The following is a 12,105-nucleotide window of genomic DNA, read 5'->3' as shown; positions in this document are numbered from 1 at the left end:
GTTCATCGCCCATACAGGTTTGCGGCGATCAAATGACCAGCTGAAAAACCTGAGCGCCGTCAATAAACTCGAAAGCTGTTCCGATGGGGAAGGGCCGCCTGCCTGGGGCCGTCATGGCAAAGGTCTCGGCAAGCGTCGTGGCCTGCGTTACGTTGCTTTCGCTCGTGTTTGCGAGCGGGCCTGCACGTGCCCAGACGGCGTTCGACCGGCCCGGCGGCGATTATTTCAACACGCCGGTCACATCGGGTGATCCCGCGGATTGTGCGCTGCTCTGCGAGCGCGATCGCCGCTGCCGCTCGTGGAGCTTCAGCTATCCCGACATCGACGGCGCCGCGGCGGTGTGCTGGCTCAAGAATACCGTGCCGCCGCGGGTGCCAGGCAGTTGCTGTATCTCCGGCGTGCGCGGCGCCGGCGTGATCGAGCCGCGCATCGAGGGCGTCGAGACCTCGATCGATCGTCCCGGCGGCGATTTGCGCAGTTTCGAGCTCAAGGACGGCGAGAGCGAGGACGCCTGCAAGGCGGCCTGTACCGCCGACAACAAGTGCCGCGCTTTCACCTACGCCCGTCCCGGCTACACGGGCCGCGGGGCGCGCTGCTTCCTGAAAAAGGACATCAAGCCGCCGCGGCGGAAGGCCGGCTTCACGTCGGGAGTGGTGCGGTAGGGTTCGCCGTACGCCGGACGCGTAGGGTGGATTAGCCGAAGGCGTAATCCGCCGCTTCTGTCGCCGCGGAGATCAAAGTGGTGGGTTACGCTTTGCTAACCCACCCTACACATCTCACTCCGCATCATGCTTTGCGCGGGCCGCTTTCGATGCGAGCACACTCCAGCGCCGTCGCAGGAACGGCTCGACGATCGCGCGTTTCGCCTTGGACAGGCGGATCAGCACGATCGGATGGTCGGCGTAATGATCGGTGAAATGGAAAATCTTCGGCTGGCTCTCGACCAGCATCGCGCGCTCGTCGATCGGCACATCTGGCATCACCAGGCTGTCGCCATCCTCTCTCAGGCGCGCCAGCATCTTCTTGCGCACCTTCAGAGCGGGCGTGCCGTAGGAGGTGCCGTCCTCGACCTCCGGCCACGTCAGCGCAAATTTTCTGACGTCGTCGAAGGTCATGAGACCGGCTCAATGCACGGCGGTGAAGAACCGCGCCAGCCGGAAGCCGGAGAGCCAGGTCCACACCGGCTGACCGCGCATGCCGAGATCCCAGGAGCCGAGCACGGCGTCCGCACGGCCGACCAGATTGTCGACCGGCAGCAGGCCGACGCCGCCGGAGCGCAACGGCACGCGGCTGTCCGCCGAATTGTCTCTGTTATCGCCGAGCACGAACAGGTGGCCGGCGGGTACCGTCACTTCCGGCGTGTTGTCGAGCGGGCCATTGTCGCGCATCTTGAAGATCAGGTGCGAGACGCCGTTCGGCAGCGTCTCGACGTAGCGGTAGGCGGGCTCGCTGCCGCCATTGTCGTCCTCGGCGGCACCAACGCCGTCGGGCTTCAGTTCGGCGGGACGGTCGTTGATGAAGAGCTGACCCTGCCGCATCTGGATGCGGTCGCCGGGAAGGCCGACGACGCGCTTGACCCAGGCCTGCGAGCGATCGCCGGGCCAGCGGAACACCACGACATCGCCTGCCTTTGGCGTCTCCGCGAAGACGCGGCCTGTTTCCGGCAGGTTGATCTGGATGGGCAGCGACGAGGTGCCGTAGCCATAGGGGAATTTCGAGGCGAGCAGGGCATCGCCGATCAACAGCGTCGGCTCCATCGAGCCCGACGGCACGTAGAACGGCTCGGCAAGCGCGCCCTTGGCGATGAAGACGGCGGCGACGATGCCGGCGAGCTGCACGAGCTGGCCGGCCCAGCCGCTGCTCTTTCGCTTGGCGGTGACAGTTCCTTTTTCCACGCTCATGCGCCCGTTCCACCCACAGTAATGCGTTCCATCAGAAGCGACGGCTGGCCGACGCCGACCGGCACGCCCTGGCCGTTCTTGCCGCAGGTGCCGATCCCGGTATCGAGCGCGAGGTCGTTGCCGATCATGCGAATGCGGTGCAGGTCGGTCGGCCCGTTGCCGATCAGCATGGCGCCCTTCAAGGGCGCGCCTAACTTGCCGTTCTCGATCTTGTAGGCCTCGGTGCACTGGAACACGTACTTGCCCGAGGTGATGTCGACCTGTCCGCCGCCGAAATTCGCGGCCAAGACGCCGTTCTTCACCGAGGCGATCATCTCGGCCTGCTCGCGGTCGCCCGCGAGCATGTAGGTATTGGTCATGCGCGGCATCGGCACATGGGCATAGCCCTGGCGGCGGCCGTTGCCGGTCGGCTTCATGTTCATCAGGCGCGCGTTCTGGCGGTCTTGCATGTAGCCGACCAGAATGCCGTCCTCGATCAGCACGGTGCGGTTGGTCGGCGTGCCCTCGTCGTCAATCGAGAGCGAGCCGCGGCGCGAGGCAATGGTGCCGTCGTCGACCACGGTGACGCCCTTGGCTGCGACCTGCTGACCCATCAGGCCGGCAAACGCTGACGTTTTCTTGCGGTTGAAATCGCCTTCCAGACCATGGCCGACCGCTTCATGCAGCATCACGCCGGGCCAGCCGGCCCCCAACACGACGTCCATCTCGCCGGCGGGGGCGGGAATCGACTCCAGATTGACCAGGGCCTCGCGCAGCGCACCGTCGGCGGCATCGCGCCAGTTCTTGCTTTGGATGAATTCGGCATAGCCGGCACGGCCGCCATAACCCTTGCTGCCGCTCTCCTGGCGATCGCCCTGTCCAGCGACGACCGAGACGTTGACGCGCACCAGCGGGCGGATGTCGCGATAGCTTTCGCCGTCGGGCCGCAGGATCTCGACGACCTGCCAGGTCGCGCCGAGGCTGACACTGACCTGCCGTACCCGCGGGTCCTTGTCGCGCAGATAAGCGTCGATCTCGGCGAGCAGTTTGACTTTGGTCTCGAAGCCCGGGGCATCCAGCGGATTGTCGTCGCCATAGAGCCGCACATTCGTGCGCGGGGGCGGAGCCGCAAAGCTTCCGGAATAGCCGCCGCGGACGGCGGCGACCGCATCGGCGGCGCGAATCAGCGCCGGCAGCGATACGTCGGAGGAATGCGCGTAGCCGACCGCATCGTCCTTGACGGCGCGAAGCCCAAAACCCTGAGAGGTGTCGTAGGTCGCCTGCTTCAGCCGCCCATTGTCGAACATCAGCGCTTCGGTCTGGCTGTATTCCAGGAACAATTCGCCGTCGTCGGCGCCGGCAAGCCCGCGCGCGACCTCGTGGCGAACCTGGTCGCGGTCGAGATTGGCGCGGTCGAGCAGGGAGGTTGTTGCAGGGTTGGTCATCGATCACCCATTGTCGGAGACATGTTCGGCAAGATAACGGCTTCCCGGCCGTTCGGCGAGAGGGCGGACCGTCACATTACCGAAACGACATGATTGAAATCATTGCGATATCGGATATTCATCCCGAAAGCCTCCGGGCGACGACGGCTTCGGACCGCCGCGGATCAATTTCAAACGATCACCTTAAGCCGATCTTGAAGAGTCCCAGGTATATCGTGGGCGTGCCTGCTCCGGCGGTCTGCGAGACGCGACGCATGTGGAAGCTCATCCTGCCGCTGGTCGATTTCATTGACCGGTATCAAGGCCTCATCATTGGCTTTGCTGTGCTGGCTTCGGTCCTGCTCCTCAATCAGATCATCTACCGCCTGTTCTGGAGCTCTTATCCCTCGCGTGACGACTATCTTGCAGCTCACCCCGGCTGCGCCACGACGGATGGCGTTGTCTGCGCGACATGCCGGCAGAAGGCCGCCAGCATGCCCGTCCAGGGAAGCGGCCGCATCTTCCGCTGCACCTGGTGCGACATGGACCTCTTTCGCGTCGACAGGGCGTGAAGAGCTGTCGAGGGGGACACCGATGGTGCTGCCCTCCGATTAATGCTATGGTTTAAGCTATGGACTATCGGGACATCATCTCCATCGAGCCCGGCAAGCGCGGAGGCCGACCGTGCATTCGCCATATGCGAATCGCCGTGGCGGACGTGCTCGGCTGGTTGGCTGCGGGGCAGAGCCATGCCCAAATCCTCGATGATTTCCCTGAGCTGACCGAGGACGATATCCGGGCGTGTTTGGCTTATGCGGCTGACCGCGAGAGGCGGCTGGTCACTGCGCCGATATGAAGCTTCTGTTTGATCAGAATCTCAGCTTCAAGCTCTGCCAGATGATTGCCGACCTCTTTCCAGACTCCAGCCATGTCCGACTGCTTGGCCTATCCGAAGGCGCGGATCGCGCGCTTTGGGATTTTGCCAAGGCAAATGGCTTTTGCATCGTAACGCAGGATGTCGACTTCGCCGATCTTGCCGGCTTATTGGGGGCTCCGCCCAAGGTGATTTGGCTGCGAGCCGGTAATCAGACGATGTCGGCCATTGCAGAGTTGCTGCGACGTCAAGCCGAGACGATCCGATCGTTTCAGGACGCCGCCGCAGCAGCTTGTCTCGAGATCTACTAGGTCGGCCGTCGCCCTACGGCAGCTTGTCATATCCCTCGCCGAGCCCGTTCAGGCTGAGCGGGAAGCCGATGCCTTCTTCCGGCGTCTCGAAGATGATGAAGGTCGCGGTCTTGGCGCTGCGGAGCTGGCCGAGCAGCTTGTCGTCCATAACGACCTCGGCGACGCAGCCGTTGGGCAGGCAGCGGACGAAACCGGCGCGGCCGACATCCTGGTTGTCGAGCTTCAGCCCGAGGCCGGAGGGCAGCAGCACGCCGAGGGGGGCGACCACGCGCATCAGGCGGCTCTTCTGGTCGGCGGTCTTCAGTACGATGACCGTGAGGCCGGCGTTGGAGCGGTCCTCTGCCACGACGCTCTGGATCAGGGCGCATTGCTCGGCCTGGGCGCCGGGCGGGGTATCGCAGCGAATCTGCCAGTCGCCATGGACGGAGCGCACCGCGCCCTGCGCATGGGCGGCGCCGGGCAAGAACACGAACATGGCAAGGAAAAGGGCGGCGGCCAGGAGGCCGATCAGCGCCTTGATGCCGTCATCCGGCCTCGCCATGCATCTCGAAAGCCCCATCGGGGTCGGTCCCTTTGCTCGCCTGGGTCGCTCGCGCTGGTGGACTGATACGGGAATGACGGCGGCTTGAAGGCAATTCCCAAGCAAATCCCGCGCCGCCTTGGCTCGCCATCGCCGACACGAATCAAGTTCCTGCGCGATTGTCCGCCAGTGCCTAACGCGGGCAATTCCGCTGTCAAGCCGCGGCATCCCGGGAAACGGTATTTTTGTCTGATGTTGCTGGGAAATATCTTGCGGGTGATGGGAGGCAGACCAAGCCCAAGACTGCATTGCGATAGATCAAGAATTATGGTTTGAGAGGCTTGATTTCGGCGTTTGAGCGATCTGGCCCAATTCCTCTTAGAGGTATTCTTGAGCGGCGTTTCGTTGGACGGGCGGGTCGAATAAGCATTTCCCGGAAATAGGGGAATGCACCTGGGGTGATTTCGTAAGGGGAGCGCGAACGGCATGAGGATGTCGATGGGTCGGGTGGGCCGGCATTTGCTGGGAATGGCCACCATCGCCTTGGTGGCGGCTGGCATCACGCTGGCGACGGGCGGCGCGGCGTTCGCCGAGCTCGGGCAGCCGCAGCCGTGGGAGTGGCACCTTCAGGCCTCCGGGTCTCCGGTGATGGACAATATCGTCTGGTTCCACAATTTCTTGTCCGTGCTCATTATCGTGATCACGCTGTTCGTGCTGGCGCTGCTCGTGGCCGTGGTCGTGAAGTTCAACGCGAGGGCCAATCCGGTGCCGTCGCGGACCACCCACAACACGCTGATCGAGGTGGCCTGGACGCTGGTTCCGGTGCTGATCCTGGTCGGCATCGCGGTGCCGTCGTTCCGCCTGCTGTTCCTCGAGCTCGACGTGCCGAAGGCGGATCTGACCATCAAGGCGACTGGCAAGCAGTGGTACTGGTCTTACGCCTATCCGGACAACGGCAAGTTCGAGTTCGACTCGCTGTTGGCCCAGGACAAGCAGCCCCGGCTGCTCGGCGTCGACAACGAGATGGTCGTGCCGGTCAACAAGGTGATTCGCGTCCAGGTCACCGGCGCCGACGTCATCCACGCCTTCGCGCTGCCGGCTTTCGGCGTCAAGATCGACGCCATTCCGGGGCGGCTGAACGAGACCTGGTTCAAGGCGACGAAGACCGGCATGTTCTACGGCCAGTGCTCGGAGCTCTGCGGCAAGGACCACGCCTTCATGCCGATCGCGATTCGCGTGGTGAACGATCAGGAGTTCGCCTCCTGGGTCGAAACGGCGAAGAAGAAATATGCAAGCGGCGGCACCAGCACTTTCGCCTCCGCGGCCGGCCCGACGCAGTAGGCGTCGGGTAACGGTTTGAGGGGACCGAAAGCGACATAATGGGCGGGACCTCCGAAGGTCCGAACGGGACGCAAGGCAGGATTTGAAAATGGCAACCAGCGCAGCAGCACACGGCGATCACGCGCAAGACCACGGACACGACGAGCACGCCCATCCGACCGGATGGCGGCGCTACGTCTATTCGACCAATCACAAGGACATCGGCACGATGTACCTGATCTTCGCGGTCATCGCCGGTATCATCGGTGCCGCGTTGTCGATCGCGATCCGTGCCGAGTTGATGTATCCGGGCGTGCAGATATTCCACGAAACGCACACCTATAACGTCTTCGTGACCTCCCACGGCCTGATCATGATCTTCTTCATGGTCATGCCCGCGATGATCGGCGGCTTCGGCAACTGGTTCGTGCCGCTGATGATCGGCGCGCCGGACATGGCGTTCCCGCGCATGAACAACATCTCATTCTGGCTGCTGCCGGCCTCGTTCGCACTGCTGCTGATCTCGTCCTTCGTCGAGGGCGAGCCGGGCGCCAACGGCGTCGGCACCGGCTGGACCATGTACGCGCCGCTGTCGAGCACCGGTCATCCCGGCCCGGCCGTCGACTTCGCGATCCTGTCGCTCCATCTGGCGGGCGCGTCCTCGATCCTCGGCGCGATTAACTTCATCACCACCATCTTCAACATGCGCGCGCCGGGCATGACGCTGCACAAGATGCCGCTGTTCGTGTGGTCGATCCTGGTGACGGTGTTCCTGCTGTTGCTGTCGCTGCCCGTGCTCGCCGGTGCGATCACCATGCTGCTGACCGACCGCAATTTCGGCACCAGCTTCTTCGCGCCCGATGGTGGCGGCGACCCCGTGCTGTTCCAGCACCTGTTCTGGTTCTTCGGTCATCCCGAGGTGTACATCCTGATCCTGCCCGGCTTCGGCATGATCAGCCAGATCGTCTCGACCTTCTCGCGCAAGCCCGTATTCGGCTATCTCGGCATGGCCTACGCCATGGTCGCGATCGGCGGCATCGGCTTCGTGGTGTGGGCGCACCACATGTACACGGTCGGCATGTCGTCGGCGACGCAGGCCTATTTCGTCGCCGCTACCATGGTGATTGCGGTGCCGACCGGCGTGAAGATTTTCTCCTGGATCGCCACGATGTGGGGCGGTTCGATCGAGTTCCGTGCCCCGATGATCTGGGCGGTGGGCTTCATCTTCCTGTTCACGGTCGGCGGCGTCACCGGCGTCGTGCTGGCGAACGCGGGCGTCGACCGCGTGCTCCAGGACACCTACTATGTCGTCGCGCACTTCCACTACGTGCTGTCGCTCGGCGCCGTGTTCGCGATCTTCGCGGGCTGGTACTACTGGTTCCCGAAGATGTCGGGCTACATGTACAACGAGACGCTGGCGAAAGCGCATTTCTGGTTCACCTTCGTCGGCGTCAACATGGTGTTCTTCCCGCAGCACTTCCTCGGCCTGTCGGGAATGCCGCGCCGCTATGTCGATTATCCCGATGCGTTCGCCGGCTGGAACCTGGTCTCCTCGATCGGCTCCTACATCTCGGGCTTCGGCGTGCTGATCTTCCTCTATTGCGTGCTCGACGCCTTCATGAAGAAGGTGCCCGCGGGCGACAATCCCTGGGGTGCCGGCGCGACCACGCTGGAATGGACGCTGTCCTCGCCGCCGCCCTTCCACCAGTTCGAAGTGCTGCCCCGCGTGCAGTAATCAAAACGCCTGCGGCGCCCGAGACGGGCGCCGCAGCTCTATAACGAAGCGAGTTGAATTTAGTGTCCGTCCTCGATCAGAATGCCATCAACATCAATCCCCGCATCTCCGAAGCGGAGGTCGGCGATTACATCGCGCTGCTCAAGCCGCGGGTGATGTCGCTCGTGATCTTCACCGCGGTGGTCGGAATGGCGATGGCGCCGGGGCACTTCCACCCCGTGCTTGCGATCACCTCGCTGCTCTGCATCGCCGTCGGCGCCGGCGCTTCCGGCGCGCTCAACATGGCACTCGAGGGGGACATCGACGCCAAGATGTCGCGCACCGCGAACCGCCCGATTCCACGCGGCCGCATCACCCGGCCCGAGGCGATGGCGTTCGGCATGACGCTCGCCTTCTTCGCGGTGATGACGCTCGGCATCCTCGTCAACTGGATCGCGGGCGCGCTGCTCGCCTTCACCATCTTCTTCTACGTCGTGATCTACACGATGGGCCTGAAGCGCTGGACCGCGCAGAACATCGTGATCGGCGGTGCTGCCGGCGCGCTGCCGCCGGTGGTGGCCTGGGCTTCCGTCACCGGCACGGTCGACGTCGAGCCGCTGCTGCTGTTCGCCATCATCTTCTTCTGGACGCCGCCGCACTTCTGGGCGCTGGCACTGTTCCGCTCCGACGATTACGCGCGCGCCGGCATCCCGATGCTGCCCAACGTCGCCGGTCCCGACGCAACCCGTCTTCAGATTCTGCTCTACACCGTCGTGCTGATCGCGGTGGCTGCCGCGCCCTGGGCGCTCGGCTATTTCGACGCCGTCTACGGCGTCACCTCGCTGGTGCTCGGTGCCGGCATGCTGGTGCTAGCTATCAACGTCTATTTCCGCCGCGAACGCAGCCAATCGCTGCGCGCGACGCGAAAGCTGTTCGCGTTCTCCATCTTTTACCTGTTTGCGCTGTTTGCGACCCTGCTGGCCGAGGTCGTGTACCGCGCGCTTGCTCCGATGGTCGGGGGCGCATGATCACGACATGGCTGACAAACCCGAGCCAGATGGAATCGTCCTCACCGAGGCGCAGCAGAAGAGCCGCCGTCGGCGCTCGATCGCAATCGCGCTCGCGCTCGGTGTTCTCGTCGTGCTGTTTTTCGCCGTCACCATGGTCAAGGGACCGGCTGTCCTAGTCCGGCCGATGTAGGAAGAGATGGATCGAGAGCCGACCATATCGCAGGATCAGAGCCGAACGGCCAGGAAAGGCCGTTCAGGGGGCTTGGGCCGTGACGTGCTGGTCGCCTCGATCTGCGGCGGCGTGGTCGCGCTGATGGTCGGCGCCTCCTACGCGGCGGTGCCGTTCTACAATTGGTTCTGCCGCGCCACCGGCTTCAACGGCACGACCCAGGTCGCAACTTCCGCGCCTGCGACCGGCCCGATCGCGCGCAAGATCTCGGTGCGTTTCGATTCCAACGTCGCGCCCGGCCTGCCCTGGAAGTTCGCGCCGGAGCAGAACGAGGTCGAGGTCAATATCGGTCAGGTCACGACCATCTATTACACCGTGACCAACCAGGCCGCGCGTACGACGTCGGGCCAGGCCGCCTACAACGTCGCGCCGCTGACGGTCGGCTCCTATTTCCAGAAGATCAACTGCTTCTGCTTCACCGAGCAGACCATGGCGCCCGGCGAGAAGCGCGAGATGCCGGTGGTGTTCTACGTCGATCCGTCGATCGTCAATGATCACGACAATGACGGGCTCAACACGATCACGCTGTCATACACATTCTATCCGGTGCGCGATCCGGTGGTGAAACCGCTGGCATCCGGTGAAGACGACACACGCAAGGGGAATCTCCAACCGCCGGGTTGACGCTCAGGGTTGGAATACGGGGATAAGTGCCGGACAGGCACGGGATTGAGGAGAGAGACCGCAAATGGCTACCGCGCAAGGCAAGCACCACGACTACCATCTGGTCGATCCCTCTCCGTGGCCCGTGGTCGGATCCATCTCGGCCTTCATCATGGCGATCGGCGCGATCACCTGGATGCACCACATGCTCTCTGCCGCGCCGATCATCTTCGGGGTCGGTACCATCGGCGTGCTCTACACCATGGCGAGCTGGTGGGGCGACGTGATCAAGGAAGCCCAGTACAAGGGCGACCACACCCGCGTCGTGCAGATCAGCCACCGCTACGGCATGATCCTGTTCATCGCCTCCGAGGTGATGTTCTTCGTCGCCTGGTTCTGGGCTTATTTCAATGCGGCGCTGTTCCCGGCCGATCCCGTTCACGCGACCCGCGAAGCCCTGTTCGGCGGCGTCTGGCCGCCGAAGGGCATCGAGACCTTCGATCCCTGGCATCTGCCGCTGCTCAACACGCTGATCCTGCTCACCTCCGGCACCACCGTGACCTGGGCGCACCATGCGCTGCTGGAAAACGACCGCCAGGGTCTGAAGTACGGCCTGATCCTCACCATCCTGCTGGGTGCAACCTTCACCTGCGTGCAGGCCTTCGAGTACAGCCATGCGGCGTTCTCGTTCGCCGGCAACGTCTATGGCGGGACCTTCTTCATGGCGACCGGCTTTCACGGCTTCCACGTGCTGGTCGGCACGGTCTTCCTGACCGTATGCCTGGCGCGGGCCTATGCCGGCCACTTCACGCCGACGCAGCACCTCGGCTTCGAATTCGCCGCCTGGTACTGGCACTTCGTGGACGTGGTCTGGCTGTTCCTGTTCCTGTGCATCTATGTCTGGGGACACGGCGCCGAGACCATGGCTCACGGCGCGCACTGAGCTGTAACGCATTCATCAGAAAGGGCGGCCGCAGGGCCGCCCTTTCGCTTTCCTGGGCCGAGGCCTCGGCCGAAACTGTGATAGACTAGTGCGTCATGAACGAGACCGCCGGCACGCCTCAGTCCCAGCCCCCCGTCCTGCAAAGCGCGCTGCGCGGGCTCGGCTGCAAATGCCCGCGCTGCGGTAAGGGCAAGCTCTATGCGGGCTTCCTGACGCTCGCGCCGTCCTGCGACCGCTGCGGCCTCGACTACGCCTTCATCGACACCGGCGATGGTCCTGCGATCTTCATCATCATGCTGGCTGGCGCGATCGTGGTCGCCTGCGCGCTCATTGTCGAGGTCAAGTACCAGCCGCCGTACTGGCTGCACGCGGTGTTGTGGCTGCCGCTGATCCTCGCCACCACGCTGTTGCCGCTGCGCTCCATGAAGTCGCTGCTGATCGCGCTGCAATTCCACCACAAGGCGGCGCCCGGCCGGCTGGTTGACCGCGCGAAATGAATGAGACTGAGCGCAAGCCCCGCGTGGCCGGCTTCACGCTGTTCACGCTTCTGCTGACCGCGGCGTTCGTCGCGCTCGGAATCTGGCAATTGCAGCGTCGTACCGCCAAGCACGAGTTGATCGCTGCGCTGACCGAGCGTCTCGCGGATGCACCGGTCGCGCTGCCGCCGCCAGCGCGATGGGTCGCGCTGACCCCTGCGCGGGACGAATTCCGCCGGGTCAGCTTCATCGCGACCTATGCGGCCTCGCCGGATGCGATGGTCTATTCGTCCGGCTCCGCCGTGCGCAAGGATGCCTCCGGCCCCGGCACCTGGGCCTTCCTGCCGGCGCAGCTTTCGAGCGGCGAGATCGTCGTGATAGATGCGGGCTTCGTCGAGAACACGATGCAGGAGCGCGGCGTCGAGGATCGCGCGGTGAAGAAGCTCGTCACCGGCGCGCCTGTTACGCTTACCGGCTATCTGCGCTTCCCCGAAGTCCCGGGCTGGCTGACGCCGGCCGAGAACCGGGACAAGCGGCTGTGGTTCGTGCGCGATCATCTGGCGATTGCAAGCGCGCTCGGTTGGGGCACGGTCGCACCGTTCTACATCGATCTCGAGCAGCCGGTGCCTGAGAACGGCATTCCGCGTCCCGGGCCGCTCGACGTGAATCTGAAAGACGACCATCTGCAATACGCCATCACCTGGTTCGCGCTTGCCGGCGCCGTGCTGATCGCATTCGCAGTCTGGCTGCGGGGACGACGGCAGAGCGGAGTAGACCCGTAGGTTCCCGGAGGGAACCCGG

Annotated in this window: 16 protein-coding genes; 12 read left to right on the top strand and 4 right to left on the bottom strand. The window is 64.0% G+C overall.

Going from position 1 to position 12,105, the window contains the following annotated elements; genetic code table 11:
• Nucleotides 1-83: 83 nt before the first annotated feature.
• The gene (locus JJE66_RS08110; protein ID WP_200513704.1) at nucleotides 84-662 is read left to right on the top strand and encodes a PAN domain-containing protein; all 579 of its coding nucleotides are present in this window, start codon (nucleotides 84-86) and stop codon (nucleotides 660-662) included.
• Between the two features lie 114 nt (nucleotides 663-776).
• On the opposite strand, the gene JJE66_RS08105 is transcribed toward JJE66_RS08110, so the two are convergent.
• Genes JJE66_RS08105 through tldD form a run of 3 tightly spaced genes read right to left on the bottom strand, consistent with a single transcriptional unit; the run spans nucleotide 777 to nucleotide 3,325 of the window.
• Nucleotides 777-1,115 (bottom strand): MmcQ/YjbR family DNA-binding protein, encoded by a 339-nt coding sequence (locus tag JJE66_RS08105; protein WP_200513702.1) that lies wholly within the window; start codon nucleotides 1,113-1,115, stop codon nucleotides 777-779.
• A gap of 9 nt (nucleotides 1,116-1,124) precedes the next feature.
• A complete protein-coding gene (gene lepB, locus JJE66_RS08100; RefSeq protein WP_200513700.1) occupies nucleotides 1,125-1,901 on the bottom strand; it encodes a signal peptidase I in 777 nt (258 codons plus the stop codon).
• Nucleotides 1,898-3,325, bottom strand: coding sequence for a metalloprotease TldD (gene tldD, locus JJE66_RS08095; RefSeq protein ID WP_200513698.1), 1,428 nt, complete (start codon nucleotides 3,323-3,325; stop codon nucleotides 1,898-1,900). Before tldD ends, lepB begins: the two co-directional genes overlap by 4 nt.
• 254 nt (nucleotides 3,326-3,579) lie before the next feature.
• Here tldD and JJE66_RS08090 point away from each other — a divergent pair, with 254 nt between their 5' ends.
• From JJE66_RS08090 to JJE66_RS08080, 3 genes are read left to right on the top strand one after another with little or no spacing between them, the layout of a single operon-like run.
• On the top strand, nucleotides 3,580-3,876 hold the full coding sequence (locus JJE66_RS08090) for a hypothetical protein (RefSeq protein ID WP_200513697.1): 297 nt from the start codon (nucleotides 3,580-3,582) through the stop codon (nucleotides 3,874-3,876).
• A 59-nt stretch (nucleotides 3,877-3,935) separates the two neighbouring features.
• The gene (locus JJE66_RS08085; protein WP_200513696.1) at nucleotides 3,936-4,160 is read left to right on the top strand and encodes a DUF433 domain-containing protein; all 225 of its coding nucleotides are present in this window, start codon (nucleotides 3,936-3,938) and stop codon (nucleotides 4,158-4,160) included.
• Nucleotides 4,157-4,489 (top strand): DUF5615 family PIN-like protein, encoded by a 333-nt coding sequence (locus JJE66_RS08080; RefSeq protein WP_200513695.1) that lies wholly within the window; start codon nucleotides 4,157-4,159, stop codon nucleotides 4,487-4,489. The genes JJE66_RS08085 and JJE66_RS08080 overlap by 4 nt, the downstream gene beginning before the upstream one ends.
• A 13-nt stretch (nucleotides 4,490-4,502) precedes the next feature.
• On the opposite strand, the gene JJE66_RS08075 is transcribed toward JJE66_RS08080, so the two are convergent.
• A complete protein-coding gene (locus JJE66_RS08075; protein WP_409362799.1) occupies nucleotides 4,503-5,048 on the bottom strand; it encodes an invasion associated locus B family protein in 546 nt (181 codons plus the stop codon).
• A gap of 447 nt (nucleotides 5,049-5,495) precedes the next feature.
• On the opposite strand from JJE66_RS08075, the gene coxB reads away from it, so the two are divergent.
• The 8 genes from coxB (at nucleotide 5,496) to JJE66_RS08035 (ending at nucleotide 12,086) form a co-directional block, all read left to right on the top strand.
• Nucleotides 5,496-6,350 carry a cytochrome c oxidase subunit II gene (coxB, locus tag JJE66_RS08070; protein WP_200513694.1) on the top strand — a complete coding sequence of 285 codons (855 nt, stop codon included), beginning with the start codon at nucleotides 5,496-5,498 and terminating at the stop codon, nucleotides 6,348-6,350.
• An 88-nt stretch (nucleotides 6,351-6,438) separates the two neighbouring features.
• Nucleotides 6,439-8,064 (top strand): cytochrome c oxidase subunit I, encoded by a 1,626-nt coding sequence (gene ctaD / locus JJE66_RS08065; protein WP_200513693.1) that lies wholly within the window; start codon nucleotides 6,439-6,441, stop codon nucleotides 8,062-8,064.
• Nucleotides 8,065-8,126: 62 nt separating this feature from the next.
• Nucleotides 8,127-9,071: a heme o synthase gene (locus tag JJE66_RS08060; protein ID WP_200513692.1), complete on the top strand. Its 945-nt coding sequence runs from the start codon at nucleotides 8,127-8,129 to the stop codon at nucleotides 9,069-9,071.
• Nucleotides 9,072-9,078: 7 nt separating this feature from the next.
• Nucleotides 9,079-9,243, top strand: coding sequence for a CoxF protein (locus tag JJE66_RS08055; RefSeq protein ID WP_200513691.1), 165 nt, complete (start codon nucleotides 9,079-9,081; stop codon nucleotides 9,241-9,243).
• A 6-nt stretch (nucleotides 9,244-9,249) separates the two neighbouring features.
• Nucleotides 9,250-9,906: a cytochrome c oxidase assembly protein gene (locus JJE66_RS08050; RefSeq protein WP_200513689.1), complete on the top strand. Its 657-nt coding sequence runs from the start codon at nucleotides 9,250-9,252 to the stop codon at nucleotides 9,904-9,906.
• A 64-nt stretch (nucleotides 9,907-9,970) separates the two neighbouring features.
• Nucleotides 9,971-10,828, top strand: a complete 858-nt coding sequence (locus JJE66_RS08045) for a cytochrome c oxidase subunit 3 (protein ID WP_200513687.1) — start codon at nucleotides 9,971-9,973, stop codon at nucleotides 10,826-10,828.
• A 95-nt stretch (nucleotides 10,829-10,923) separates the two neighbouring features.
• Nucleotides 10,924-11,325 (top strand): DUF983 domain-containing protein, encoded by a 402-nt coding sequence (locus JJE66_RS08040; protein ID WP_200513685.1) that lies wholly within the window; start codon nucleotides 10,924-10,926, stop codon nucleotides 11,323-11,325.
• Complete coding sequence (locus tag JJE66_RS08035; protein WP_200513683.1) at nucleotides 11,322-12,086, top strand: SURF1 family protein; 765 nt, start codon at nucleotides 11,322-11,324, stop codon at nucleotides 12,084-12,086. The genes JJE66_RS08040 and JJE66_RS08035 overlap by 4 nt, the downstream gene beginning before the upstream one ends.
• Nucleotides 12,087-12,105: the final 19 nt, after the last annotated feature.

The sequence above is a fragment of the Bradyrhizobium diazoefficiens genome (assembly GCF_016612535.1).
Taxonomy (GTDB): Bacteria; Pseudomonadota; Alphaproteobacteria; order Rhizobiales; family Xanthobacteraceae; genus Bradyrhizobium; species Bradyrhizobium diazoefficiens_C.
This window is presented reverse-complemented; position numbering and strand designations above follow the sequence as displayed.